The organism is Streptomyces sp., from assembly GCF_036566765.1.
GTDB lineage: Bacteria > Actinomycetota > Actinomycetes > Streptomycetales > Streptomycetaceae > Streptomyces.
The window spans coordinates 13503-39886 of record NZ_DATCVQ010000280.1; the positions used below are offsets into that span (position 1 = coordinate 13503).

The 26384-nt window shown below is 70.5% G+C and carries 25 protein-coding genes and 1 pseudogene; 13 read left to right on the plus strand and 13 right to left on the minus strand.

Annotated elements, in window-relative coordinates; genetic code table 11:
- Positions 1-54: 54 nt before the first annotated feature.
- Entirely contained in the window at positions 55-1431 is a 1377-nt protein-coding gene (locus tag VIU94_RS15690) for a serine hydrolase domain-containing protein (RefSeq protein ID WP_331911861.1), read from the plus strand.
- An 86-nt stretch (positions 1432-1517) separates the two neighbouring features.
- Here the strand turns inward: VIU94_RS15690 and VIU94_RS15695 are convergent, their stop codons facing one another.
- The 4 genes from VIU94_RS15695 to VIU94_RS15710 form a co-directional block, all read right to left on the minus strand.
- Positions 1518-1970 carry a GNAT family N-acetyltransferase gene (locus VIU94_RS15695; RefSeq protein WP_331911863.1) on the minus strand — a complete coding sequence of 151 codons (453 nt, stop codon included), beginning with the start codon at positions 1968-1970 and terminating at the stop codon, positions 1518-1520.
- Positions 1971-1980: 10 nt separating this feature from the next.
- On the minus strand, positions 1981-2460 hold the full coding sequence (locus tag VIU94_RS15700) for a MarR family winged helix-turn-helix transcriptional regulator (RefSeq protein ID WP_331911865.1): 480 nt from the start codon (positions 2458-2460) through the stop codon (positions 1981-1983).
- Positions 2461-2593: 133 nt separating this feature from the next.
- A complete protein-coding gene (locus tag VIU94_RS15705; protein ID WP_331911867.1) occupies positions 2594-3484 on the minus strand; it encodes a GNAT family N-acetyltransferase in 891 nt (296 codons plus the stop codon).
- A gap of 5 nt (positions 3485-3489) precedes the next feature.
- Positions 3490-4026, minus strand: coding sequence for a DUF2269 domain-containing protein (locus VIU94_RS15710; RefSeq protein WP_331911869.1), 537 nt, complete (start codon positions 4024-4026; stop codon positions 3490-3492).
- A gap of 240 nt (positions 4027-4266) precedes the next feature.
- On the opposite strand from VIU94_RS15710, the gene VIU94_RS15715 reads away from it, so the two are divergent.
- A complete protein-coding gene (locus VIU94_RS15715) occupies positions 4267-5421 on the plus strand; it encodes a globin domain-containing protein (protein ID WP_331911871.1) in 1155 nt (384 codons plus the stop codon).
- Positions 5422-5444: 23 nt separating this feature from the next.
- Here VIU94_RS15715 and VIU94_RS15720 read toward each other — a convergent pair whose 3' ends face one another.
- The 4 genes from VIU94_RS15720 to VIU94_RS15735 form a co-directional block, all read right to left on the minus strand.
- Positions 5445-5927: an NUDIX domain-containing protein gene (locus VIU94_RS15720; protein ID WP_331911873.1), complete on the minus strand. Its 483-nt coding sequence runs from the start codon at positions 5925-5927 to the stop codon at positions 5445-5447.
- A 35-nt stretch (positions 5928-5962) separates the two neighbouring features.
- Complete coding sequence (locus VIU94_RS15725) at positions 5963-6859, minus strand: LysR family transcriptional regulator (protein WP_331911875.1); 897 nt, start codon at positions 6857-6859, stop codon at positions 5963-5965.
- A gap of 256 nt (positions 6860-7115) precedes the next feature.
- A complete protein-coding gene (locus VIU94_RS15730; RefSeq protein WP_331911877.1) occupies positions 7116-8273 on the minus strand; it encodes a cystathionine gamma-lyase in 1158 nt (385 codons plus the stop codon).
- A gap of 7 nt (positions 8274-8280) precedes the next feature.
- Entirely contained in the window at positions 8281-8661 is a 381-nt protein-coding gene (locus VIU94_RS15735; RefSeq protein WP_331911879.1) for a phage holin family protein, read from the minus strand.
- 51 nt (positions 8662-8712) lie between these two features.
- Between VIU94_RS15735 and VIU94_RS15740 the strand changes: the two genes are divergently transcribed.
- The 4 genes from VIU94_RS15740 (at position 8713) to VIU94_RS15755 (ending at position 11058) form a co-directional block, all read left to right on the plus strand.
- Positions 8713-9030, plus strand: coding sequence for a cupin domain-containing protein (locus tag VIU94_RS15740; protein WP_331911881.1), 318 nt, complete (start codon positions 8713-8715; stop codon positions 9028-9030).
- 170 nt (positions 9031-9200) lie between these two features.
- Positions 9201-9419, plus strand: coding sequence for a DUF5326 family protein (locus VIU94_RS15745; RefSeq protein WP_331911883.1), 219 nt, complete (start codon positions 9201-9203; stop codon positions 9417-9419).
- 289 nt (positions 9420-9708) lie between these two features.
- Complete coding sequence (locus VIU94_RS15750; RefSeq protein ID WP_331911885.1) at positions 9709-10473, plus strand: IclR family transcriptional regulator; 765 nt, start codon at positions 9709-9711, stop codon at positions 10471-10473.
- 150 nt (positions 10474-10623) lie between these two features.
- Positions 10624-11058, plus strand: a complete 435-nt coding sequence (locus VIU94_RS15755; protein ID WP_331911887.1) for an SsgA family sporulation/cell division regulator — start codon at positions 10624-10626, stop codon at positions 11056-11058.
- 38 nt (positions 11059-11096) lie between these two features.
- Here the strand turns inward: VIU94_RS15755 and VIU94_RS15760 are convergent, their stop codons facing one another.
- Positions 11097-12503 (minus strand): YibE/F family protein, encoded by a 1407-nt coding sequence (locus VIU94_RS15760; protein ID WP_331911889.1) that lies wholly within the window; start codon positions 12501-12503, stop codon positions 11097-11099.
- 214 nt (positions 12504-12717) lie between these two features.
- On the opposite strand from VIU94_RS15760, the gene thiC reads away from it, so the two are divergent.
- The 3 genes and pseudogenes from thiC to VIU94_RS15775 all read left to right on the plus strand — a co-directional run.
- Positions 12718-14490 (plus strand): phosphomethylpyrimidine synthase ThiC, encoded by a 1773-nt coding sequence (thiC, locus tag VIU94_RS15765; protein ID WP_331911891.1) that lies wholly within the window; start codon positions 12718-12720, stop codon positions 14488-14490.
- Positions 14491-14831: 341 nt separating this feature from the next.
- Complete coding sequence (locus tag VIU94_RS15770; protein ID WP_331911893.1) at positions 14832-15233, plus strand: hypothetical protein; 402 nt, start codon at positions 14832-14834, stop codon at positions 15231-15233.
- A 156-nt stretch (positions 15234-15389) separates the two neighbouring features.
- Positions 15390-15524: pseudogene (locus VIU94_RS15775) on the plus strand (thiamine biosynthesis protein ThiC); the annotation flags it as partial.
- An 84-nt stretch (positions 15525-15608) separates the two neighbouring features.
- On the opposite strand, the gene VIU94_RS15780 reads toward VIU94_RS15775, so the two are convergent.
- The 3 genes from VIU94_RS15780 to VIU94_RS15790 form a co-directional block, all read right to left on the minus strand.
- Complete coding sequence (locus tag VIU94_RS15780) at positions 15609-16469, minus strand: ABC transporter permease (RefSeq protein ID WP_331911897.1); 861 nt, start codon at positions 16467-16469, stop codon at positions 15609-15611.
- A gap of 150 nt (positions 16470-16619) precedes the next feature.
- On the minus strand, positions 16620-17789 hold the full coding sequence (locus VIU94_RS15785; RefSeq protein ID WP_331911899.1) for a metallophosphoesterase: 1170 nt from the start codon (positions 17787-17789) through the stop codon (positions 16620-16622).
- Between the two features lie 174 nt (positions 17790-17963).
- On the minus strand, positions 17964-19070 hold the full coding sequence (locus tag VIU94_RS15790) for a LacI family DNA-binding transcriptional regulator (RefSeq protein ID WP_331911901.1): 1107 nt from the start codon (positions 19068-19070) through the stop codon (positions 17964-17966).
- Between the two features lie 507 nt (positions 19071-19577).
- On the opposite strand from VIU94_RS15790, the gene hisC reads away from it, so the two are divergent.
- Positions 19578-20681 carry a histidinol-phosphate transaminase gene (hisC, locus tag VIU94_RS15795; protein ID WP_331911903.1) on the plus strand — a complete coding sequence of 368 codons (1104 nt, stop codon included), beginning with the start codon at positions 19578-19580 and terminating at the stop codon, positions 20679-20681.
- Positions 20682-20752: 71 nt separating this feature from the next.
- Here hisC and VIU94_RS15800 read toward each other — a convergent pair whose 3' ends face one another.
- Positions 20753-21133, minus strand: a complete 381-nt coding sequence (locus tag VIU94_RS15800; protein ID WP_331911905.1) for a cyclophilin-like fold protein — start codon at positions 21131-21133, stop codon at positions 20753-20755.
- Positions 21134-21339: 206 nt separating this feature from the next.
- On the opposite strand from VIU94_RS15800, the gene VIU94_RS15805 reads away from it, so the two are divergent.
- From VIU94_RS15805 to cydD, 3 genes are all read left to right on the plus strand, one after another.
- A complete protein-coding gene (locus VIU94_RS15805) occupies positions 21340-22848 on the plus strand; it encodes a cytochrome ubiquinol oxidase subunit I (protein ID WP_331911907.1) in 1509 nt (502 codons plus the stop codon).
- Between the two features lie 18 nt (positions 22849-22866).
- A complete protein-coding gene (gene cydB / locus VIU94_RS15810; RefSeq protein WP_331911909.1) occupies positions 22867-23877 on the plus strand; it encodes a cytochrome d ubiquinol oxidase subunit II in 1011 nt (336 codons plus the stop codon).
- Positions 23878-23939: 62 nt separating this feature from the next.
- On the plus strand, positions 23940-26384 hold a 2445-nt coding region (gene cydD, locus VIU94_RS15815; RefSeq protein WP_331911911.1), incomplete at its 3' end, for a thiol reductant ABC exporter subunit CydD.

Consider the following 26384-nt stretch of genomic DNA (forward strand, 5'->3'; position numbering starts at 1 on the left):
GGCGGCGCGCGAAATGTGGTCGACGTGCGTGGGGGAACGCCGTTGGATCACTGCATGACGTCATCCTTCGAAGAGCTGCTGCCCAGCACCGAGCGGGCGCTGCTGCACCGTGTCGCCGTCGCCCAGTCCGAGGGGCGGGCGCCGTCGTTCGTCGGCGCCGTGGTCCGGGACGGGCGGACCGTGTGGAGCGGGGCCCGCAGTTGCGTGGACGGGCACGCCCCGGACGCGGACACGCAGTACCGCATCGGCTCCCTCACCAAGGTGTTCACCGCGGTCCTGGTCATGCGGCTCCGTGACGAGGGTCTGCTGGACCTCGCTGACCCGCTGGAGAAGCACCTGCCGGGCACGGGCGTCGGGGAGGTCACCGTCGCCCAGCTGCTCGGCCACAGCGCGGGTCTGGCCGCCGAGTCGCCGGCCCCGTGGTGGGAGCGGACCCCGGGGACGGAGCGGCCCACGCTCGACGACGTGCTCGGCGAGAAGCCCCTGCTGCATCCCTCCGGTCGCGGCCACCACTACTCGAACCCCGGCTACACGCTGCTGGGCTCGCTGGTCGAGGCGGTCCGCGGGGTCTGCTGGGAAGAGGCGCTGCACCGCGAGATCCTTCAGCCGCTGGGGCTGACCCGGACGACCGTGCGGCCGACGGCCCCGCACGCCGGGGGTTGGGCGGTGCATCCCTGGGCCGACGTGATGCTGCCGGAGCCGTCCGAGGACCTGGGGCTGATGGCGCCGGCCGGCCAGCTCTGGTCGACCGCCGCGGACCTGTGCCGCTTCGCGGTGTTCCTGGCGGAGGGCGACGACCAGGTCCTCGCCGCCGCCTCGGTCGCGGAGATGCGCACCCCGGCCGTGCCGCCGGGCGCGGGGGACTGGGACGGGGGATACGGCCTGGGCGTGCAGCTGCTGCGCAAGGACGGGCGGACTCTGATCGGCCACACGGGCTCGCTGCCCGGCTTCGTGGCCTGCCTGTGGGTGAGCGTCGAGGACGGCCTCGCGGCGGTCGCGCTCGCCAACGCCACCTCGGGGCCGCTGACTTCGGTGGTCGCCGCGGATCTCGTACGGATCGTGGCCGAGGCGGAGCCGCGGATCCCCGAGCCGTGGCGGCCGCTGCCGGAGGTGGACCAGGAGCTCCTGGCGCTGACCGGGCCCTGGTACTGGGGGACGTACGCGTACGGGCTGCGCCTGGAGGCGGACCGCGGGGTGGCCCTGGAGCCGCTGCGGGGCACCGGGCGGCGGGCCAGGTTCCGGGCGCTGCCCGACGGCGGCTGGATCGGACTGAACGGCTACTACGCGGGGGAGACGCTGCGGGTGGTGCGCCGGGAGGATGGCTCGGTGAGCCATCTGGACCTGGGGTCGTTCGTCTTCACACGAGAGCCGTACGAGCCGGGCGACGCGGTGCCCGGCGGGGTGGACGAGGGCGGCTGGCGCGGCCTGTGAGCCGACGTTTCACGTGAAACAGGGCACCGGGGCGGTCCCACGCCGCCTCGGCGCCCTGTTCGTGTCTCTGCGGGCCCTCCGGCGGCTCAGAGAGCCATCTTGAAGCCGACGTGGGAGGCCTCGAAGCCGAGCCGCTCGTAGAAGCGGCGCGCGTCGGTCCGGGTGGCGTCGGAGGTCAACTGCACCAACTGGCAGTCCTGGCGGCGGGATTCGTCGATCGCCCACTCCATGAGCTGCGTCCCGAGGCCGCTGCCGCGTTCGTCGGCGTGGATCCGGACGCCCTCGACGATCGACCGGGTCGCGCCGCGGCGGGACAGTCCGGGAATGATCGTGAGCTGCAGGGTGCCGACGACCCGGCCGGCGCGGACGGCGACGACCACGTGCTGGTTCGGGTCCCCGGCGAGCCGCTCCAAGGCGGCTTCGTACGGGGCGAGGTCCTCGGGGGACTCGCGCCGGGCGCCGAGGGGGTCGTCTGCGAGCATCGCCACGACGGCCGGGATGTCCGTCCGCAGGGCGGGCCGTATCTCGAGATCGCTCATGGAGCGCAGGCTACGCCTGCACCGGTACGGGGCGGCCGGGGACCCGGAGCTCTTCGACGACCCGCACCAGGGGCGCAAGCTCGGGGTTCTTGGCGGCCTCGTCCAGGGCCTCCCGCAGCGCGGCGTCGTTGGTGGGGCGCGCCTCCTCCAGGAGGGCGCGGCCGGCGTCGGTGACATCGGTGTAGATGCCCCGGCGGTCGGTCGCGCAGATGTAGCGGGTGAGCAGGCCGCGGTCCTCCAGCCGGGACACCAGGCGGGTGGTGGCGCTCTGGCTCAGCACCACGGCGTCGGCGACCTGCTTCATCTGGAGGTGCCCGCCCGGGCCCATGTGCTGGCGGCCGAGGACGTCGAGGAGGGAGTACTCGCGCATGCTCAGGCCGTGGCCGGCCTCCAGGGCGCGTTCGATGTGGGACTCGATCTTGCCGTGGAGCAGCGAGAGCGCGCACCAGCCCTGGGCGAGGGCGGTGAGTGCGGGGTCGGTCGCGGTCATGGGTTTCTCCTCGGTCCGGAGCGGCCTCTCCCCAGCGTAGACGACACGCGCAATTGTCTGCGTCTGCAAGTATCTGCCGCCGCGCTCGGCCGCCTGCCCGCAGCCTGCCGCTGCTGTCAGCCGGCCGCTGTCCTCAGCCGGCCGCCACCGTCAGCGGGGCGAACCGGCGGCTCCAGTCGCCCGGCAGGTCGGGGATGCCGAGGTTCATGACCGCGTTGAACGCGATCGACTGCAGTCCGTTCGCCTTGAGCCAGCTCAGCAGGGCCTCGTGGCGGACGTCGACGTCGGTCCGCAGCGGACGGTCCGTGCCCTCGGCCAGGGAGGCGACCAGCGCCTGGGCCGTGGCCGCGTCGCGGGCGACCAGCGGGCCGACCACGTGGGTGTCCATGTTGGGCCAGGCGGCCGCGAAGCCGGTGATCTCGCCCTGCTCCTCTGCCACCCGGAGCTGGTCGGCGAAGGCCGGCAGCCGGGTGATCATGTGCGTGCGGTCCAGGCCGAAGACCTCGGTGTCCAGGCGCAGGATCGCCGGGAGGTCCTCCGCCGTCGCCGGCCTGGTGGGAATCCCGGGGGCCGGCTCGGCGAAGGAGAAGCGGCCCGTGAGCATCTCCGCGCGACCCGTGACGGCGAAGCCGAGCTGCTCGTACAGCGGCTGGCCGTTCGGCGTCGCGTGCAGAGTGAGCGGGGTGCCGCCGGCTTCCGCCACCACGTGCCGCATCAGCCGCCTGCCGACACCCCGGCGCGCGTACCGCTCGGCGACCAGCACCATGCCGATGGCCCGGAGCCCGGGGCCGTACGAGGTGACCACGCAGGCAGTCACCAGCCCCTTGCCCAACGGGTCGTCGATGCCGTAGCCCGTGCCCGCAGCGAGCAGCAGGCCCCACTTGTGCTCCTCGCGCGGCCAGCCGCGGTCCTCTGACAGATCGGCGCAGGCCGTCAGGTCCTCGGGTGTGAGAAGCCTGATCGGGAGTTCGTCGAGCGAGGGCGACGAGGGCGGTGGCGGCGGCGAGGGGAGCGGAGTCGGCATGGGGGTCAGGCTGACGGACTCAGTGATCGTCCGTCCACCGCTTTACCGGAACTGGTCGAGCGGGCGGAAATCCTCAGCCGTCGGCCCCGTCGCGTGAGCCCCCAGGGCTTCAGCACGGAGACGGCCGTCATGAACAGATACGCCGAGGTGGCCACGCTCGGTGCCGCGACCAGGCTGATGTCCGGCACCCCGGCGGCCGCAGCGTGCGCGATCTCCGGACGCAGCGCGAACACGGTCGCTGCGGCGGTGCCCAGCGTGATCCAGAACTTGACCCAGACCCACCAGTGACGGGCGAGACCCCAGGGCGTGCCCAGCGACAGGATGACCCCGCTGCCGAAGGTCGCCAGGGCGATGGGGGCGAGGAGCCAGTCGGCGAACACCTTCATGGCGCGGTACGCCGCCTCCGTCAGGGACGGGTCGGCAGTCGCGTACGCGGTGATGCCCAGGGCCAGCAGGCCCAGCGTGAGGCCGAGCCAGCCCACGGAGACGGCGACATGGACGACGAGGAGTGCCCGCCGGGCGGGCCGCTTCAGATGTTTCACGTGAAACACCGTGCCGTCGGCACCCCTCGGTCCGCGTCTGACAGCGGGAGTAAGTCCGCGTACGAAGCCGGGAGTACGAGCCCGGGAGTACAAGGCGGGGAGTGCAAGGGGGAGCGCAAGGCAGGGGGCGCATCGAAGGCCTGGACGTGAAAGGGCGCAGCCTAGCCGCAGGCAAGGAGGAATTGGGCTGGAATTCCACTCTCTGTCCCAACCGGGCACAAGAACTGCCAAGCTGCGCCCATGACCGAGACCGCGGAGCCGCGGATACCTCCTGCGTCCGCAAAGGATCCCTCCCCCGACGCCCTGCTCGTCCGGCGGACCCTGGCGGAGATCGCCCCCGTCGCCGACAAGGTCACCGGCTACTTCTACGCGTTGCTCTTCATACGGCACCCGGAGCTGCGCTCCCTCTTCCCCGTCGCGATGGACACCCAGCGCGACCGACTGCTCAAGGCCTTGCTGACCGCGGCCGAGCACATGGACAACCCCGACGTGCTCGTCCCGTACCTCCAGAACCTGGGCCGCGGGCACCGCAAGTACGGGACCCAGGCCGCGCACTACCCGGCGGTCGGCGAGGCCCTGATCGGGGCGCTGATCCGGTACGCCACCACTACCTGGGACCACGCGACCGAGGGCGCCTGGATCCGCACGTACACGACGATCTCGCAGATCATGATCGACGCGGCGGCCGAGGACGAGGAGCACGCGCCTGCCTGGTGGCATGCCGAGGTCGTCTCGCACGACCTGCGCACCCCCGACGTCGCCGTGGTCACCCTCCGCCCCGACCAGCCGTACCCGTTCCTGGCCGGTCAGTACACGATGCTGGAGACCCCCTGGTGGCCCCGCGTCTGGCGGCACTACTCCTTCGCCTCCGCGCCCCGCCCCGACGGGCTGCTCTCCCTGCATGTGAAGGCCGTCCCGGCCGGATGGGTCTCCAGCGCCCTGGTCCACCGCGCCCGCCCCGGCGACGTGCTGCGCCTCGGGCCGCCGGCCGGATCGATGACCGTCGACCACTCGACCGACAACGGGCTGCTCTGCCTGGGCGGCGGCACGGGCATCGCCCCCATCAAGGCGCTCGTCGAGGACGTCGCCGAGCACGGCGACCGCCGCCCGGTCGAGGTGTTCTACGGGGCGCGCAGCGGTCAGGACCTGTACGACATCGACACGATGATGCGGCTCCAGAAGACCTTCCCCTGGCTCTCCGTCCGCCCCGTCACCGAGGAGCAGGGCCGGCTTCCGGAGGCCGTGCGCCGGTATGGGCCGTGGGCCGAGTACGACGCATACCTCTCGGGGCCGCTCGCCATGATCCGCAGCAGCGTCGACATGCTGCCCGGCGTGGGGATCCCGACGGACCGGATCCGCCACGACTTCCCCACGGAGCTCGCGGGGACGCCGTAGCCGACCGGCAACGAAGCGGCTGACTACCCGAGGTCCGGCGCGTGCATCGCGCGGACCCCCTCGATGTTGCCGTCCAGATAGTGACGCAGCGACAGCGGCACGAGATGGACGGCGGCGATGCCGACCCGGTTGAACGGCACCCGGACGATCTCGTACTCGCCCTGCGGCTCCTCGATCTCGGGGCCGTGCCGCTGTGAGGTGTCCATCGACTCCAGGCGGCAGACGAAGAAGTGCTGCACCTTGACGCCGGACACCCCGCCGTCGGTGCCGATGTGCTCGACGGTGTCGACGAAGCAGGGCACCACGTCGGTGATCTTCGCGCCGAGTTCTTCGTGCACCTCGCGGTGGAGGGCCTCGACGACGGTCGAGTCGGAGGGCTCCACGCCGCCACCGGGCGTGACCCAGTAGGGATCCATCCCCGGCTTGGTGCGCTTGATGAGGATGAGATCGTTTCCGTCGAGCAGGATGGCGCGTGCGGTGCGCTTGACCACAGGGCGTTCGGTCATGAGAAGAAAATGGCCCGACTGCGCTGTCCTGAAACTCACCAGCCCGCAGCTGCCCGCAGTAAGCAGTCATGGGCGCGGGCGATGTGCGGCAGAGCGAGGGTCCCCGTCCGCACCACAAGGAAGTACGTCCGCAGCGGCGGCACCGGCGGGTCGAGCAGCGCCACCAGGGCTCCGCGCTCCAGGGCGTCGCGGCACAGATACCGCGGCAGTACGGCGAGCCCGGCGCCGGCGGCGGCCGACTCCAGGACCGCGCGCAGGTCCGGGGCGATCACCGTGGCGGCGGCGGCCGGCTTCGTCTCGAAGACGGCCGCCCAGTAGCGGGTGACGAACGGCAGCGACTCGTGCACCTCCACCACCGGCAGCTGCTCCAGCACCACCGCGCCCTTGTGCAGCAGCACCTCGGGGGCCAGCCGGGCGGCCCAGCGCGGCGCGGCGACCAGGACGTGCTCCTCGTCGCACAGCGGCGTCGAGGTGAGCAGCCCGCCGCGCGGCCGGGCGGTGGCGATGGCGAGGTCGTGGTGTCCGGCGGCCAGCCCGTCGAGGGTCTCCTCCGCGTTGCCCAGCAGCGAGGTCCGCAGAGTCAGGCCCTGCGCGATCAGCGGGGTGAGCGCGGGCAGGGCGCGCGCCGAGACGAACTCCGGGGGGCCGGCGAGGTGGAGGGTCCGTACCCCGCTCTCCTCGTCCAGACCGGTCTCGACGATCTCGACGAGCGCGTCCAGATGCGGGGCGGCCCGGTGGGCGAGCTCGTCGCCGATGGTGGTGGGGGTGACGCCACGGGCCTGGCGCAGGAACAGCGGGCGGCCCAACTGCCGTTCCAGCGTGCGGATCTGGCTCGTGACGGCCGGCTGGGAGAGACCGAGGAGCGCGGCGGCGCGGGTGAAGGAGCCGGCCCGGTGCACCGTGAGGAACGTGCGCAGCAGGGCGAGATCCATGTCCGCCCCTCCCCGGCCGTGCGGCCGTACGCCTCGATCGGTCCCCCGGCGACACCTTATGGAGCCTGACGGCACCTCAGGACCGTCCAACTATAAATAAGTCGATAGGTCTCTGTCGCTACCGTGATTGGACACTGACGCAGAGTCAACTAGCCTTGTTCACGCGGTTCTCCGCGCGTGGAGCCGGGGTGTTCCGAGCCATGAGGGGGGAGGCTCGGAACACCCCGTTCCGCTGCCGCAGGACCGTACGCGAGCCTCAGCCGACCGCCTTGTCCAACGCCCGCAGCACGTCGTCGATCAGGTCCTCCGGGTCCTCCGCGCCCACCGAGAAGCGGATGAAGCCCTCCGGCACGGCGTCGCCGCCCCACCGCCCGCGCCGCTCCGCCGTGGACCGCACTCCGCCGAAGCTGGTCGCGTCGTCGACCAGCCGAAGCCCGTTCAGGAACCGCTCGGCCCACTCCTTGTCCGGCAGCACGAACGACACCACCGGCCCGAAGCGCCGCATCTGCGCCGCCGCCAGCCGGTGCGAGGGGTCCTGCGGCAGCCCCGGGTAGCGCAGCCCGGTGATCTCCGCCCGCCCGGCCAGCGCCTCGGCGAGCGTCAGCGCCGTCGCGCACTGCCGGTCCACGCGCAGCGCGAGCGTGGCCAGCGAACGGTGCGCCAGCCAGGCCTCCATGGGCCCCGGAATCGCCCCGACGATCTTGCGCCAGCGCCGCACCCGCGCCGCCAGCTGGGGATCCCTGCAGGTCACGTGCCCCAGGAGGATGTCGCCGTGCCCGGTCATGCCCTTGGTGTCGCTGGCCACGGAGAAGTCCGCACCCAGTTCGAGCGGCCGCTGACCGAGCGGGGTGGCCAGGGTGTTGTCGACGGCCACGAGCGCCCCGCCCTCGTGCGCCGCGCGCACCAGCCGCCGTACGTCGCACACGTCGAGCCCGGGGTTCGAGGGCGTCTCGATCCACAGCAGCCGCGCCCCGTCCAGGACGGACAGCTGCGCGTCGTCGCCGGTCGGGGCGGTGCGGACCTCGATCCCGTACGCCTCCATCTGCTCGCGCAGCAGGGGCAGCGCCTGGTAGCCGTCGCTCGGCAGGACCGCCGCGTCGCCGGCCTTCAGCTGGGAGAGCAGCACGGCCGAGATTGCAGCCATGCCGGAGGCGAAGACGATCGTCTCGACGCTCTCCCCCGGCGCCTCCAGTTCGCCGATGGCCCGTTCCAGATGGGTCCAGGTCGGGTTCTCGTCGCGGCCGTACGTATATGGGCCGGTCGGGTCGCCCGGCAGATGGAAGTGGGCGGCGAAGACCGGTCCGGGCAGGGTCGGCTCGTACTTCACCGGCTCCGGCAGCCCGGCTCGCACCGCCCGCGTCCCGTCGCCGTACCCGCCGAGGCCCTCGACGCCCTCCACACGCTCGTCGCTCATGCGGTGCTCAGTCCTTGCCGTCGGGGAGCACGACGTTCAGCGCCCACGACACGATCGAAATGATCAGGCCACCGAGCACGGCGGTCCAGAAGCCCTCGACATGGAAGGACAGGTCGAACAGGTCCGCCAGCCACGAGGTCAGCAGCAGCATCAGGGCGTTGATCACGAGCGTGAACAGACCCAGGGTCAGAATGAACAGCGGCAGCGAGAGCAGCTTCACGACCGGCTTCACAAGGAAGTTGACCAGGCCGAAGACCAGAGCGACGAGGATCAGCGTCCACGCCTTCTTACCGGTGCTGTCACCGGTCAGTGTGATGTCCTGGAGCAGCCATATCGCGACGGCCAGGGCACCCGCGTTCGCGATCGTCTTGACTACGAAATTCTTCATGTGTCTGATCGTGGCAGACATGATCGGGCCAATGGCAGGGGCAGACGCACCATGAAGGCATTCCGGCTGGACGACCTTGAGGCGGAGCGCCTCGCCAACGACGGCGCGTATCTGCAATTCCTGCGCGAACGGAACATGTCGGCCGGGCTGTACGCGCTGAACGCGGGCGAACTGGACCCGCAGCAGCCGCACGGGCAGGACGAGATCTACTTCGTGGTCAGCGGGCGCGCATCGATCACGGTGGGGACGGAGACCACGCAGGTGGCGCGGGGCAGCGTCGTCTATGTGCCGGCCGGAGTGCCGCACAAGTTCCACCACATCACCGAGGACCTGCGCGTGATGGTCGTGTTCTCCCCACCGGAGAGCTGACCCCCGGGACCGCGGAGCTGACCCCCGGGACCGGAGAGCTGACCCCCGGGGTTCCCTAGGGGTCGGATCAGGGGAGAGCAAGGGACGCGAGGCCCCCGCCGGGCACCCTGCCGCCCCTAGCATCGAGGGTGTTCGGTGCGGAGAGGACTCACGGAGAGAAGGTAACGACAATGGCGGTTCGGGAGATTCTCGCGGGGATGCCCTGGTGGGTGAAGTGGGTCGCGATACCCGTCCTCGCTCTGTTCGTCTTCGGCGGTCTGATCGCCAGCGTCGTGGGCTTCCTCGTCGGCCTGCTGTTCAAGGTGCTGCTCTTCGTGGCCCTCGTCGGCGGACTGGTCTTCGGCGTCCGCAAGTTCATGTCGTCCTCGACGTCCAAGGGCGACTGGTAGCACAAGCTACTCATCGGTATGGCGCCCGGCCGGGGATTAGCCCGGCCGGGGGACAAGGTCCGGGCGAACCCCCGGCGCGCCAGGGCCTGCCATTAGAGTGGAAATCCGCTGCCGCCCTGGGAAATTAGGCGTCGTCGAACCTCTGAGCAGTGGATTCCTCGGCCGACGCAGGTGGGTCCCAGAGCGGACCCATCCGGTCCCCGGAGCGCGGCGGGTGAGCGGGGGAGGCCCCCGCGGGCGGGTGCACCGCACCCGTCGACACGCCTGGGGGTGACCTTTGGCCACGGCTATGGCTCCGCAGAGGGCCGCGCCTACCTTGATCGGCTCGGTGCAGCGGGCGTTGAGACTGCTGGAGGCCGTGGGCTCCCACGAAGACGGAGCCCCCGCCAAACAGCTCGCGCGGGAGGCGGGGCTTCCGCTCCCCACCGCGTACCACCTGCTCCGCACGCTGACGCACGAGGGCTATCTGCGCCGTGAGAAAGGCGTGTTCGTCCTCGGCGACGCGGCTGTCCGGCTGGCCGGCGGCGGAGTTCTGCAGAATCGTCGCACCAAGATCGAGGATTCGTTGGCGCGCTGGCGCGACGTGATCGGCGTCCCGGTGTACTTCGCGCTCTACCGCGAGGGCGAGATCGAGCTCGTCGCCGTCGCCGACACCCCCGCGGCCCCCGCCGTCGACGAGTGGGCCGACTTCCGCGAGACCGGCCACGCGCATGCGATCGGTCAGTGTCTGCTCGGTCAACTGGATGAGAAGAGTCGTCAAGACCACCTCGACCGACATCCGGTGGAAGCCATCACTCCGTTCACGGTGCGTAACCGGCGGGCGCTTTTGCAGCGTTTGGGCGATATGGGGCGAATGGAGCCCTTCATTGAGCGCCAGGAATATGCGCTCGGCACGGTCTGTGCCGCAATCCCCATCACCGTGGGCTCTGCGGCGGCCACCATGGCGATTTCGATGCCCCTCCACCAGGCAGATCGGTTGCTCCCCGCAGTCGATCAGCTACGGAATGAGATCGGAACGCTCTTGAGTTCTCTCGCGTTCTCTATCAGTATCTGAAAAATCACTCCTTGTGATCTGCCAGCACGTACAGCACGATTGCGCCAAGAAGGCCATGGGGGATCATTCCTGGCCGTTTTGGTCACTGCTTCAGTCACAGATTTCAGCAGCTGTCTTGTCACAACTGCTCCATCTACTGCGGGGTACACGATGCGCGAGTCGGTGCAGGCCGAGGTCCTGATGAGCTTTCTCGTCTCCGAGGAGCTCTCCTTCCGGATCCCGGTGGAACTGCGGTACGAGACCAAGGATCCGTACGCGGTGCGGATGACCTTTCATCTGCCCGGCGACGCGCCTGTGACCTGGGCGTTCGGCCGGGAGCTGCTGCTCGACGGGATCAACCGGCCGAGCGGGGACGGCGATGTGCACATCGCGCCCATCGACCCCGAGGACCTCTCGGACGTCTCCATCCGGCTCCAGGTCGGGGCCGACCGCGCCCTGTTCCGGGCCAGCGCCCCGCCGCTCGTCGCCTTCCTGGACCGTACGGACAAGCTGGTCCCGCTCGGCCAGGAGCGCACCGGGGGCGACTTCGAGGACTCGCTGGAGGCGGCGCTCGGCAAGATCCTCGCGGAGGAGAACGCCGGCTGACCGCCCGTACCGACCGCTGAAGCCCGCCCGACGGACCGCTACTTCGCGCGTCGGCGCCGCCCGCCCCGAGCCGGTCGGCGCTTCGTGGACCCCACCCGTCCCACGGCCCCTGCGGACTCTGCGGCTCCGGCAGCGCCGGCCGCCCCCGGCCGGTCGGCCGAGACGACCAGCGCCGCCAGCGCGGTCGTGATCGGCACCGAGGCGACCAGACCGATCGACCCGACCAGGGTCCGGACGATCTCCTCGGCGACCAGCTCGCTGTTGGCCACGGTCCCCACACTGCTCTGCGCGATCGAGAACAGCAGCAGCAGGGGCAGGGCCGCGCCGGCGTAGGCGAGGAAGAGCGTGTTCACCACGGACGCGATGTGGTCCCGGCCGATCCGGATGGCGGCCCGGTACAGCCCGCGCGGCCCCATCCCCGGGTCCGCCTGGTGCAGTTCCCAGACCGCCGAGGTCTGGGTCACCGTCACGTCGTCGAGCACGCCGAGCGAGCCGATGATGATGCCCGCGAGCAGCAGACCGGACATGTCGATCTCCGGGTAGAGACCGTGGATCAGCCCGGTGTTGTCGTCGGTGTTCCCCGACAGGGACGCCCAGTCGATGAAGAGCGAGCCCAGCAGCCCGATCAGCAGCAGCGAGATCAGCGTGCCGAGCACCGCGACCGAGGTCCGGGCGGACAGGCCGTGGCACATGTACAGCGCGAACAGCATGATGGCGCTCGCCCCGACCACCGCCACCACCAGCGGGTTCGAGCCCTGCAGGATCGCCGGCAGGATGAAGAGGGTCAGGATCAGGAAGCTCACCGCGAGCGCGATCAGCGCCATCACGCCGCGCATCCGGCCCACGACCACCACCGCGAGCGCGAAGATCCCGGCGAGCACCGTGATCGGGAGCTTCCGGTTCACGTCCGTCACCGAGTACTGCAGATCCTTCGGTGCGTCGGGGGCGTACGCGATCACCACGCCCTGGCCCTCGTGGAGTTGGCGGGGGGCGTCCGGCTGGACGATCTCGGTGAAGGTGCGCCCCTTCTCCGGGCCGCTGGTGACCTCGACCGTCGCCTTCGCGCACTGGCCCTGCTGACCCTTGACCGCCTCGCGGCCCTGCGGCGTGGTCGTGTCGCCGGTGGGCGGCACCTGCGCGGCGTTGACGTCCGCGCAGTCGATCTGCTGGACCGCGACCACCTTGCCCTGCTCGGTCTGGCGGTCGAAGCCGACGCCGGTGCGCTCGTGGGACGGCGCGCCGCCCGGCCACAGGACCACGAGCCCGACCAGGACGGCGGTCGCGAACGGGATCAGCACCGCGGCGATGACCTTGCGCAGATGGCGTGAGACGGGCTCGGCCGGCCCATGGCTGTGGGCATGGCCGTGGCCGTGTCCGCCCTGGTGTCCGGGGCCGTCCTCGGGTCCATGACCGTGCGGATCGGGGCTCTGCTGCGAGGAAGTCACCGGCCGATCATCGCAAGAACGGAGGGGGCCCTCTGTTCAGCACGCCAGGGAGGACGCTAGCGTGGTGGCACCTTTGCACACGCGGGAGCTCGGAGCACCGGGCTGAGAGGGCGCTGATCACCGTACGCGCGTACTGAATGTACGTAGTACGGGAGGAGGCTGCGCCGACCGCCGAACCTGTTACCGGGTAATGCCGGCGTAGGGAGTAGGTCTCATGACCGTTCAGGATGCACGCACGCCTGCCGCCGATCAGGCCGAGCGGAAGCCGGGCTGGCACAAGGGGTACGTCGAGGGCTCGCGCCCCGACCTCCGGGTGCCGGTTCGGCAGGTGCACCTCACCAACGGCAAGGACGTGACGCTGTACGACACGTCCGGGCCGTACACCGACCCCACCGTGGAGACCGATGTGCGGCGCGGCCTCGCGCCGCTCCGCGAGAACTGGATCATCGGCCGCGGCGACACCGAGGAGTACGCGGGCCGCCCCGTCCGTCCCGAGGACGACGGCATCAAGCACACCTCGCCGCGCGGCGGGCTGAAGAACCTCGACGCGGTCTTCCCCGGCCGCCCGCGGCTGCCCCGCCGGGGCCGCGACGGGCAGGCGGTGACGCAGCTCGCGTACGCCCGCCGGGGCGAGATCACCCCGGAGATGGAGTACGTCGCGATCCGCGAGAACGTCTCCCCCGAGGTCGTCCGGGAGGAGATCGCGGCGGGTCGCGCGGTGCTGCCGGCCAACGTGAACCACCCGGAGATCGAGCCGATGATCATCGGCAAGCGGTTCCTGGTGAAGGTCAACGCCAACATCGGCAACTCCGCGGTCACCTCCTCCATCGAGGAGGAGGTGGAGAAGATGACCTGGGCGACCAAGTGGGGCGCGGACACGGTCATGGACCTGTCCACCGGCCGCAACATCCACACCACCCGTGAGTGGGTGCTCCGCAACTCCCCCGTGCCGATCGGCACCGTTCCGCTCTACCAGGCGTTGGAGAAGGTGGACGGCAAGGCGGAGGAGCTGACCTGGGAGATCTACAAGGACACGGTCATCGAGCAGGCCGAGCAGGGCGTCGACTACATGACGGTGCACGCCGGCGTGCTGCTGCCGTACGTGCCGCTGACGGCCCGGCGCAAGACCGGCATCGTCTCGCGCGGCGGCTCGATCATGGCCGCGTGGTGCCTCGCGCACCACAAGGAGAACTTCCTCTACACGAACTTCGAGGAGCTCTGCGAGATCCTCGCGACGTACGACGTCACGTACTCGCTCGGCGACGGCCTGCGGCCCGGCTCGATCGCGGACGCCAACGACGCGGCGCAGTTCGCGGAGCTGAAGACGCTGGGCGAGCTGAACACGATCGCCAAGCGGCACAACGTGCAGACCATGATCGAGGGCCCGGGCCACGTCCCGATGCACAAGATCAAGGAGAACATCGACCTCCAGCAGGAGATCTGCGAGGAGGCGCCGTTCTACACGCTCGGCCCACTGACGACGGACGTCGCGCCCGCGTACGACCACATCACCTCGGGCATCGGCGCGGCGATGATCGCCTGGTGGGGCACCGCGATGCTCTGCTACGTCACGCCCAAGGAGCACCTCGGCCTGCCGAACAAGGACGACGTGAAGACCGGCGTGATCACGTACAAGATCGCGGCGCACGCGGCGGACCTGGCGAAGGGCCACCCGGGGGCGCAGGAGTGGGACGACGCGCTGTCCGACGCACGGTTCGAGTTCCGCTGGGAGGACCAGTTCAACCTGGCCCTGGACCCGGACACGGCCCGTGAGTTCCACGACGAGACGCTTCCGGCGGAGCCCGCGAAGACGGCGCACTTCTGCTCGATGTGCGGCCCGAAGTTCTGCTCGATGAAGATCTCGCAGGACATCCGCCGCGAGCACGGCGGCGACCTCAAGTCTGAGGAGATCGAGGCGGGCATGGCGGAGAAGTCCGCGGAGTTCGCCGCGTCCGGGAACCGGGTGTACCTGCCGCTGGCGGAGTGACGTCCTCGTCGCAGGCAAGCCCTCCCCTTACATCGGGGAGGGCTCCCGTCCGTGCTGACGTGGCCGGCGGTCTCTCGCAGGGTGCCGGCTCCAGTTCTCGAACAGGGCGGTCCCGTCGGACCGCCACCTGGTTCCCTACCCCGGGGCCTCTTGTCATGGCACGGTGGTGCCCGCTGCCTTATCGCGGAGGGGGATCGATGGCCTGGTGGGATCAACTGCCCGCTCTCATCGGCGTTGTTATCGGAGCCGGCGGCTCGTATGTCGCAGCAAGCCTCACAGAGCGGAGCCGGTGGCGACGGGCGAGAGCCGAACGCTGGGATGAGAAGAGGTTCCAGACCTACATGACCTATGCGAACGCCTTGAAAGCCCAGATACGCATCGCGCAGCGCATCGGGGCGGCCAGGGGTTTCGAGAACGTCTCAGACCCACTGGAACCGGATGAAGGCCTGAAGCAGCTTGCCGAGGCCGAGTCCCGGCGCGCATCCGAATGGGAAGCGGTACTGCTTGTGGGAGACGCAGAAACCATCGGAGCAGCCCGCTTGTGGCACGAAGCGGTGTGGAACCTCGAGTTGTACGCGCGAGGACTGAGCGGGAACCCTGATGGGTGGGCACAGGTGGAACAACAAATCAGCCAAGCGCGGGACGCGTTCTACGCAAGTGCGCGACGTGATCTCGGGATTGCGGGGCCGCCTCCGCCCTCGGGTAATTGGCCTCGGACATGGCAACGGCAGGATCTCGACTGACCGGCTCTACCGGCAACCGATGGAGCCGGACGCACCTTCGGACTGAGCCTGTCGGCCTCTTGGCATCCGGCCGGGGCCCATCTCTTACCCGCCTGGCGTTGGACGCAAGGGCCCGGCAAAGCGGATGTGCTGCTTCCAGGCCAAAGTTGCCCTCGATTGGAGATCTCGCAGGACATCCGCCGCGAGCACGGTGGCGACCTCACGGTCGACGAGGTCACGGCGGGCATGGCGGAGAAGTCCGCGGAGTTCGCCGCGTCCGGGAACCGGGTGTACCTGCCGCTGGCGGAGTGACCCGTTACGGACGACGGACGGGACGACCGGCGGCGCCTCGGGGGAGTCGCCGGTCGTCCTGTATTTCCTTGGTCGGCTCTTTCTTCAGTCGTCGTCCCGCTGGTCGCGGTCCGAGTCCGGGGCCGTGCTGAAGTCAGGGGCCGTGAAGTCGGGGCTGGTGAAGTCCGGGCTGGTGAAGGTCGGGCGGACCTCCGACGCGCCCTCGCTGGGGCTGGAGAAGTCGGGCCCGCTGTAGCCCACCTTCGGGAGCCGGTGCGGCTGGTGCGGCGGGCCCGACGACGCGGGGCCCGCGCTCGGGTCGGCCAGGGCGTCCCGCAGGAACGGCACGATCCCGCGCTCCAGGAGGGCGTGCCGCCACGCCTCTCTGGCCCGTGACACCTCGTCGGGCAGCTCGCCGCCCGGCTCCTGCGCCGGCACCTCGGTCGCGCTGTTGCGCAGGGCCGTCACGAGCAGCCCGATCGCCGCGCAGAACAGCCCGGCCGCGGTGACGGCCGCGAAGAACCAGCCCGCGGTGACCAGCGCCCCGGCGAACTCGGGGGCCGCGCCGACCGCCTTGAGGACCGAGCCGAACAGCAGGAAGATCAGCGCCGCGAGCCCGGCGAGCACCGGCGCCAGGACGGTGACCACCGCGCCGAAGCCCGCGCCCGGACCGCTCTGCTCCTCGTCGTCGCCGCGGGACAGGACGGCGTCCATGACGCTCGGCCGGGACGGCGGTGAGCGGAAGTCCTCGCGGACCTTCACGAAGTGGTCGTACTCGGCCGTCGCCGCGGCGGCTATCAGGGCCGTCGCGTTCAACGCCATCGTGCGCAGCTGCTCAGCGTTGAGCCGCTTCCCGATCTCGGCGAGATCTGGACGTTCGTGCGCGGTGCGCAGTGCGTGCTCGAGGATCCGCTCGTACTCGGCGCGGTCCTCGGTCAGCAGGTGCGGAGCCACATTCATGTGCATCCCCCGATGCTCCGTAGGGCCCGGATTGCCCGCGGAGAACGGGCGGTTGGGCGGAAACGGAGGAGAGCCTGCTACGGATAGGCAGATGGTAGAGCCGGTACGGCACGGGGTGACAGGGGGTTTCCGTAAATCGCCTTCCCGGGCCCGCGTTCAGTCATGCAGCGGGAGCCGGACGACCAGCAGCTTTCCGGCCATGGTCACGCCGCCGTCCATCGCGATCGCCAGCCCGTCCGCGTACACGTGCGGCCCGTCGACGACCGGCCCGGAGCCGCCCTCGCCGTCCCCGTCCTCGCCCCCGACCTCGCCGAGCAGGTACGGGATGGGGCTGTGCCCGTGGACGACGCGACTGCCGCCGTACGTGCCGAGCAGCTCCCGTACGGCCTGCGGGCCGGCCTCGTCGCGGAAGGCGAAGCGCTTGGTGAACTTGCGGAACAGGTCCCAGCACTCGTCCGCGTCGTTGCGGTTGATGACCTCGTGGACGGTGTCGTTGACGTCCTCGATGGTGGTGCCGTACTCGAGGTACGCGGTGGTGTCGGAGTGCATCAGCAGATGCCCGTCCTCCTCCACCACGGCGTCGAGCCGGGACATCCACTGCAGGTGGACGTCCTGGAGGCGGTCCATGTCGTGCTTCTGGCCGCCGTTGAGCAGCCAGGCGGCCTGGAAGGTGGCGGTGCCGGCGCCGGAATTGACCGGGGTGTCGGAGAACCGCTTGGCGCCGATGAGCAGCAGCTCGTGGTTGCCCATGAGGGCCTTGCAGTAGCCGCCGGCCGCGGCGGCCTCGGCGGACAGCCGCATGACGAGGTCGATGACGCCGATGCCGTCGGGGCCGCGGTCGGTGAAGTCGCCGAGGAACCACAGGCGGGCGTTGCCGGCGGACCAGTGGCCTTCGGTGTCGATCAGGCCCTGTTCGTACAGCGCGGCGAGGAGTTCGTCGAGGTAGCCGTGCACATCGCCGACGACGTACAGCGGGCCGGGCCCGTCGGGGCGCGGTGCGGGGGCGGGCGCGGGCACGGCCGCCGGGTCGACGCGGACCTGGACGGTGTCCCCCCGGTTGATCACCGGGAGGTCGCGCGCGGTCGGGGTGTACCCGTCCGGAAGCTCGTCCGCCGGGATGGCGTTCCCGGGGTGGACGTCGCCGGGGTGAGCGCTGCTCGGGTGGACGCTGCCGGGGTGGGCGTTGCTCGTGTGGACGTCGCCGGGGTGCGTGGCCCCGGGAGGGGCGGAGTGGCCCTGTACGGGCACCCGGGCGTACGGCGGCACACGGAAGTCCCGCAATGTGGCCGTCCGCACCACGGGTTCCTGACCGGCCCCCTGAGTCATCGACCCCTCCACCACCGTCGCGACGCCCTGCACATCGCGGACCGACCTGGTCGGGGTGGTCCGCGATGTCGTGCGCCCATCATAGGAATGAGCCTCCCTCTGTGTGACGCACCAGGGGTGGTGAATCCGGGTCCATCCCCGGTTCACCGGTTGTTTCGCCCCAATTGGGAAGGTCTAGTCCTGCGCGGGCGACCGGGGCGGGCTGACCGTCGTCCGGGGCGAGCGCCGCTGGGACGACGTCCGGACGATGAGCTCGGTCGGTATCACCTGCTCGACCGGTCCGTCCGTGTCGATTCCTTCGATGGCGTCGATGAGGAGTTGGACGACGGCGGTGCCGATGCGGCGGGGTTTGAGGGAGAGGGTGGTGATGGGGGGTTCGGTGGTGGCGTAGACGGTGGATTCGCTGCAGCAGACGAGGAGGAGGTCGTCGGGGACGCGGAGTCCGTAGCGTCGTGCGGCGGCGAGGAGGTCGGTGCCGTTGGGGTCGAAGAGTCCGTAGACGGCGTCGGGTCGGTCGGGTCGGGCGAGGAGGCGGTCGGCGGCGACGGCTCCGGCGCAGGGGTCGTGTGCGGGGTAGGCCTCGTAGACGGGGTCTTGTCCGACGCGGTTGCACCAGTGGAGGTAGGCCTGGGTGGAGAGTCGGGTGTAGGTGTCGGTGGTGGTGCCGGTGAGGAGGCCGATGCGGCGGGCGCCGGCGTCGGCGAGGTGGTCGAGGAGGTCGAGGACGGCGGCTTGGTGGTCGTTGTCGACCCAGGCGGTGACGGGGAGGGTGCCGGCGGGGCGTCCGTCGGAGACGACGGGGAGGCCTTGCCGGACGAGTTCGGTGACGACGGGGTCGTGGTCGGAGGGGTCGATGACGACGGTTCCGTCGAGGGCGACGTTGGACCAGACGTCGTGTCGGCTGGTGGCGGGGAGGATGACCAGGGCGTAGCCGCGGGCGAGTGCGGCGCTGGTGGCGGCTCTGGCCATTTCTGCGAAGTAGGCGAATTCGGTGAAGGTGAAAGGTTCATCCCCGTAGGTGGTGACGGTCAGGCCGATGAGGCCGGACTTTCCGGTACGGAGGGTGCGGGCCGCTGCTGATGGGCGGTAGCCCAGTCGGTCGGCGACTTCGCGGACGTGGCGGCGGGTGGCGTCCGGGAGCCGGCCCTTGCCGTTGAGCGCGTCGGAGACAGTCGTGATGGAGACCCCGGCGGCGGCGGCCACGTCCCGGATACCCGCCCGGCCCTGCCGGCTTCCCCGGGTCTGTGCCCGGCTCACCTGGTGCTTCCCTGCTGCTGTCATGGCGAGCCGATAGTAGGGCGAGGGGGGCGGGTTGGGCCGGTCGCATATGCACGCGTTGACAGGCACGATTCTGCATGGTCGAAGACCCCAAACACCCTTCAAAACCAAGGGTGTTTGGGGTCTTGCCATGGGAGCTAGGACCGTCACGCGGCATGCGCCTGTTGAGAGACGGAGGTCTCGAAGAGGTCTCAACTCACCTCTACGGGTGATGCGCGCCACGGCGCTCGCCACCCGCGCGCGCCACCGCGCCGCGCGCTCCCCCGGGGTTCGGGAGGGGGCGCGGCGGGGGGTCGGCGGGGTGCCCCGAGGGGTTCCGTACGGCGCTCCGAGGGGTTCCGTACGGCGCTCCGAGGGTTCCTGCGCCGGGTCCCGAGGGGTTCCTGCGCGGGGTCCCGAGGGGTTCCCGCGCCGGGTCCCGAGGGTTCCCGGCCGTCGCCTCTCCTCAGCGGAGCCGAATCCTCATAAGGTGTGGAGTATTGGCGGTACGGACGGTCGAGGAGGACCACAGTGAGCGAGACCAGCCCCAGCGGGACGAACCCGGGCGGGCCCCGGCTGCGCGCCGAGCTGGAGACCATCCCCACCTACAAGCCGGGCAAGCCGGCCGCCGCGGGTGGCCCCGTCGCCTTCAAGCTGTCCTCCAACGAGAACCCGTATCCGCCGCTGCCGGGCGTGATGGAGAGCGCGCTGGCCGCGGCCGCGGGCTTCAACCGCTACCCCGACATGGCCTGCACCGGCCTGATGAACGAGCTCGCCGACCGCTTCGGCGTCCCGGTCTCGCACCTGGCCACCGGCACCGGCTCGGTGGGCGTCGCCCAGTCGCTGCTGCAGTCCACGTCCGGCCCGGGCGACGAGGTCATCTATGCCTGGCGGTCCTTCGAGGCGTACCCGATCATCACCCAGATCAGCGGCGCGACCTCGGTGCCGGTGCCGCTGACCGAGGGCGAGGTGCACGACCTCGACGCGATGGCGGAGGCGATCACCGACCGGACCCGGCTGATCTTCGTCTGCAACCCGAACAACCCCACCGGCACCGCGGTGCGCCGCGCGGAGCTGGAGCGTTTCCTGGACCGGGTGCCCTCCGACGTCCTGGTGGTCCTCGACGAGGCGTACCGGGAGTTCGTGCGGGACGCCGACATCCCGGACGGCATCGAGATCTACCGCGACCGGCCGAACGTGGCCGTGCTGCGCACCTTCTCCAAGGCGTACGGCCTGGCCGGCCTGCGGGTCGGCTTCGCGATCGCCCACGAGCCGGTGGCGGCCGCGCTGCGCAAGACGGCGGTGCCGTTCGGCGTCAGCCAGCTCGCCCAGGACGCGGCGGTGGCCTCGCTGCGGGCCGAGGACGAGCTGCTCGGCCGGGTCGGCACGCTGGTGGGGGAGCGCGAGCGGGTCCACGCCGGGCTTGTGGCCCAGGGCTGGACCGTGCCGGAGACGCAGGCGAACTTCGTCTGGCTGCGGCTCGGCGAGCGGACCGTGGACTTCGCGGCGGAGTGCGAGCGGCACGGCGTGGTGGTGCGGCCGTTCGCGGGTGAGGGCGTGCGCGTCACCATCGGCGAGAGCGAGGCGAACGACCTGTTCCTGAAGGTGACGGAGGGCTTCCGCAAGGAGGGCTAGAGCGTCGCCGTACTAGTAGTCGCGGTCCTAGCGCGGTCCTAGCGCGGTCCTAGTACGGGACGAGTGTCGTACTAGGACCGGACGAGCTCGACGCGGATCGGGTCGCCGTCCCGGACGGACGCGAGGACGCGCGGGTCGTCGTCGAGTTCGCCGAGCAGGTTGCACGGGCTGGCGAGCCGGCACTCCTCGCCGCGGGAGACCGGCGTCGGGCCGTAGGGGAGGGCGAGCGCGTCGCCCTCCGTCCAGAAGGCCACCGTGCCCGGTTCGACGACCTGCTGGGCGTCGGACTCGAGAGCGGCGGAGACCGGAGTGTCGAAGTAGACCTCCTCGCCCCAGGTACGGGCGGTGGAGATGATCGGGAGAGCCCCCACGAGCGCCTTGCTCGTGGGGGTTTCGTCGATGGTGGCCGTGGTGTGCCCGGCGGGCCAGGAGATTCTGATCTGAAGGGTCATGGCCCGGATTCAACAATATGTTGAAGGTCTTGGGAAGGGGCGACCTTCGAGTAGGGGTACCCCCGGTCTTACGTACGGATTTCGTATGGGCAATAATGCTTGTGAATGTGAACGCGTTCACAAGCGTGTCCTGCTTCCTCCCTCTTTGGGTGGAACCCGCCAGGCAGACTGCCCGCTGTGACCACGTCGACGTAAGGAGAAACGACGTGAACCTAGCTCTTGCGCCAGAGACTCTGGCGCGTTGGCAGTTCGGCATCACCACCGTCTACCACTTCCTGTTCGTTCCCCTGACGATCTCGCTCGCCGCGCTCACCGCCGGCATCCAGACCGCCTGGGTCCGCACGGGCAAGGAGAAGTACCTCAGGGCGACGAAGTTCTGGGGCAAGCTCTTCCTGATCAACATCGCCATGGGCGTCGTCACGGGCATCGTCCAGGAGTTCCAGTTCGGCATGAACTGGTCCGACTACTCCCGCTTCGTCGGGGACATCTTCGGCGCGCCGCTCGCCTTCGAGGCGCTGATCGCGTTCTTCTTCGAATCCACGTTCATCGGGCTGTGGATCTTCGGCTGGGACAAGCTGCCGAAGAAGATCCACCTCGCCACGATCTGGATGGTGTCGATCGGCACGATCCTGTCCGCGTACTTCATCCTCGCGGCGAACTCCTGGATGCAGCACCCCGTCGGGTACCGCATCAACAAGGAGCGCGGCCGGGCCGAGCTCACCGACTTCTGGCACGTGCTCACCCAGAACACCGCGCTCACCCAGTTCTTCCACACCATCACCGCGGCGTTCCTCGTCGGCGGCGCGTTCATGGTCGGCATCTCCGCCTTCCACCTCGCCCGCAAGAAGCACGTGCCGGTGATGCGGGCCTCGCTGCGGCTCGGCCTGATCACCCTGATCATCGCCGGCCTCGGCACCGCCATCAGCGGCGACCTGCTCGGCAAGGTCATGTTCAAGCAGCAGCCGATGAAGATGGCCGCCGCCGAGGCGCTCTGGGACGGCGAGGCGCCGGCCCCGTTCTCGGTCTTCGCGTACGGGGACGTCGATAAGGGCCACAACACCGTGGCCATAGAGATCCCCGGCCTGCTGTCCTTCCTGGCGAACGACGACTTCGAATCGTTCGTCCCCGGCATCAACGACGTCAACAAGGCCGAGCAGGAGCAGTTCGGGCCCGGCGACTACCGGCCCAACATCCCCGTCGCGTACTGGGGCTTCCGCTGGATGATCGGCTTCGGCATGGCGTCGCTCGCGATCGGCATGCTCGGGCTCTGGCTCACCCGGAAGAAGTTCCTGCTGCCGCAGGCCCTGCGGACCGGCGACGACGAGGTGCCGAACCTCGTGCTGTTCAAGAACAAGGCGCTCAGCCCGCGGTTCAGTCGGTGGTACTGGCTGGTGGCTCTGTGGACCATGGCCTTCCCGCTGATCGCCAACTCCTGGGGCTGGATCTTCACCGAGATGGGTCGCCAGCCGTGGGTCGTCTACGGCGTGCTGCGCACCCGGGACGCGGTCTCCCCCAACGTCTCCCAGGGCGAGGTGATCGCCTCGATGATCGTCTTCACGACGCTCTACGCGATCCTCGCCGTGATCGAGGTCCGGCTGCTGGTGAAGTACATCAAGGCCGGCCCGCCGGAGCTCACCGAGAACGACCTCAACCCGCCCACCACGATCGGCGGCCACGACCGTGACGCCGACCGACCCATGGCCTTCTCGTACTGAGGCAGAGGAGAACGAGTCATGGAACTCCACGACGTCTGGTTCGTACTGATCGCCGTCCTCTGGATCGGCTACTTCTTCCTGGAGGGCTTCGACTTCGGGGTCGGCGTCCTCACCAAGCTGCTGGCCCGCGACCGCACCGAGAAGCGGGTCCTGATCAACACCATCGGGCCGGTCTGGGACGGCAACGAGGTGTGGCTGCTGACGGCCGGCGGAGCGACCTTCGCCGCGTTCCCCGAGTGGTACGCGACGCTGTTCTCCGGCTTCTACCTGCCGCTGCTGCTGATCCTGGTCTGCCTCATCGTGCGCGGCGTCGCCTTCGAGTACCGCGCGAAGAGGCCCGACGAGAACTGGCAGCGCAACTGGGAGCAGGCCATCTTCTGGACCTCGCTGATCCCCGCCTTCCTGTGGGGCGTCGCCTTCGGCAACATCGTGCACGGCGTCAAGATCGACGCGGAGCACGAGTACGTGGGTGACCTCTGGGACCTGCTCAACCCGTACGCCCTGCTCGGCGGCCTGGTCACGCTCCTGCTGTTCACCTTCCACGGCACGGTGTTCACCGCGCTCAAGACGGTCGGCGACATAAGGGAGCGGGCGCGGGCCCTGGCGCTGAAGCTGGGCCTGGCGGCCGCCGTCGTGAGTCTGATCTTCCTGCTGTGGACCCAGGTCGACAAGGGCGACGGCTGGAGCCTGTTCGCGATGCTCGTGGCCGTGGTCGCGCTGGTCGGCGCGATCGGGGCGATCAGGGCCGGGCGCGAGGGATGGTCGTTCGCGCTGTCGGGTGTCACGATCGCCGCCGCGGTTGCGATGTTGTTCCTGACGCTCTTCCCGAACGTCATGCCGTCCACGCTCGACTCCGACTGGAGCCTCACGGTCACCAACGCGTCGTCGAGCCCGTACACGCTGAAGATCATGACGTGGTGTGCGGCGGTCGCGACCCCGCTGGTGCTGGCCTACCAGTCCTGGACGTACTGGGTGTTCCGCAAGCGGATCGGCACTCAGCACATCGCGTCCGACGCCGCGACCCACTAGGCATACTCGGTTCACCAGGTTCCTTCTCGGTCCACCGGGTTCATCAGCGAGGGATGTTTCACGTGAAACCGATCGACCCGCGTCTGCTCCGCTACGCCCGGGCCACCCGCTTCTTCCTGGCGGCGGTGGTGGCTCTCGGCCTGGTCGGGGCGGCGCTGGTCGTCGCCCAGGCGATGCTGATCGCCGAGGTCGTGGTGGGGGGCTTCCAGAAGGGCCTGTCGGTCTCCTCGCTCACGACGCCGCTGCTGCTGCTCGCGGGGGTCGCGGTCGGGCGGGCACTGGTCTCGTGGCTGACCGAGCTCGCCGCCCATCGGGCGAGCGCGGCGGTCAAGTCCGAGCTGCGGGGGCGGCTGCTCGCCCGGGCGGCGGCGCTCGGGCCGGGCTGGCTGAGCGGCCAGAAGGCCGGTTCGCTGGTGGCCCTCGCGACCCGGGGGGTGGATGCGCTCGACGACTACTTCGCGCGCTATCTGCCGCAGCTCGGGCTCGCCGTGGTGGTGCCGGTGGCGGTCCTCGCGCGGATCGTCACCGAGGACTGGGTCTCGGCGGCGATCATCGTGGTCACGCTGCCCCTGATCCCGGTCTTCATGGTGCTCATCGGCTGGGCCACGCAGGCACGGATGGACCGGCAGTGGAAGCTGCTGTCCCGGCTGTCCGGGCATTTCCTCGACGTGGTGGCGGGCCTGCCGACGCTGAAGGTGTTCGGGCGGGCGAAGGCGCAGGCCGAGTCGATCCGCGCGATCACCTCGGAGTACCGGCAGGCGACGCTGAAGACGCTACGGATCGCCTTCCTGTCGTCCTTCGCGCTGGAACTGCTGTCCACGCTGTCGGTGGCGCTGGTCGCCGTCGCCATCGGCATGCGGCTGGTCCACGGTGAACTGGACCTGTACACGGGCCTGGTCATCCTCGTCCTCGCGCCCGAGGCGTACCTGCCGATCCGGCAGGTCGGCGCGCAGTACCACGCGGCGGCGGAGGGCCTCGCGGCCGCGGAGGAGATCTTCGAGGTACTGGAGAGCCCGCTCCGGGAGGGGGGGACGGCGGAGGTCGGACCTGGCGTCCTCCCTCGGATCGAACTGTCGGATGTGACGGTGCGGCACGCCGGGCGGGCGGAACCCTCGCTGGACGCGGCCTCGCTGGTGCTGGAGCCGGGCGAGACGGTGGCCCTGGTCGGCCCGAGCGGGGCCGGCAAGTCCACGCTGCTCGACGTGGTGCTCGGCTTTACCACGCCGGAGGCAGACGGCGGTTCGGTACGGGTCGGGGGCCTCGACCTCGCGTCGCTGGACCTGGAGGCGTGGCGCGAGCGGATCGCGTGGGTGCCGCAGCGGCCGTACTTCTTCGCCGGAACGATCGCCGAGAACGTCCGCCTGGCCCGGCCGGACGCGGACGACCTGGCCGTGCGCGAGGCCCTGCGGGACGCGGGGGCATGGGAGTTCGTGGCCGGGCTGCCGGACGGCGCGGCGACGTCGCTCGGCGAGGACGGCGCGGGCCTCTCGGCGGGCCAGCGCCAACGGCTCGCCCTGGCCCGGGCGTTCCTCGCCGACCGCCCGCTGCTGCTCCTGGACGAGCCCACGGCGGCGCTCGACGGCGCGACGGAGGCCTCCGTGGTGGAGTCCGTCCGCCGCCTGGCCGCCGGCCGTACGGTCCTCCTGGTCGTCCACCGCCCGGCCCTTCTTGCGATCGCGGACCGCGTGGTGGAGCTGCGGGGGCCGGCGGCCGGGGCGGACGGCCGGTCGCGAGAGCTCGCCGAGGAGCGCGCGGAGAGCCACGTCGGCGCGGAGACCGTGTGGACCGGCACGCTGTCGGCCGTCCCGGGCGAGGCCGACGATGCTTCGGCCGGAGAGGGCGTACTCGGAGGCGGGGACGCTGCACCCGGAGGCGGGGGCTCGCCGTACGACCAGGGGCTTCCGGACGACCGTCCGGCTGCCGCGGCCGACCTCGACCGATCCGCTCTCGCGCGGGTGCGGCGGATGGGCGGGGAGCTGCGAGGGCGGCTCGGGCTTGCGTTGCTGCTCGGGGCGCTGGCGCTCGGGTCGGCCGTGGGGCTCATGGCCGTGTCCGGGTGGCTCATCTCGCGGGCGTCCGAACAGCCGCCCGTCCTCTATCTGATGGTCGCGGTCACCGCGACGCGCACCTTCGGCATCGGGCGGGCCGTCTTCCGGTACGCCGAGCGGCTCGTGTCGCACGACGCCGTCCTGCGGATGCTCGCCGAGCTGCGGGTATCCGTCTACCGCCGCCTCGAACGCATCGCCCCCGCCGGGCTGCGCCGCACCCGGCGCGGCGACCTGCTGTCCCGGCTCGTCCAGGACGTGGACGCGCTTCAGGACTACTGGCTGCGCTGGCTGCTCCCGGCCGGCGCCGCGCTGCTCGTCGGCGTGGCCTCCGTCGGGTTCACCGCGTGGCTGCTGCCCGAGGCCGGGGCGGTGCTCGCCGTGGGCCTGCTGGCCGCCGGGCTGGCCGTACCCGTCCTCGGCGGGGCGCTCGCCCGGCGTGCCGAGAACCGGCTCGCCCCC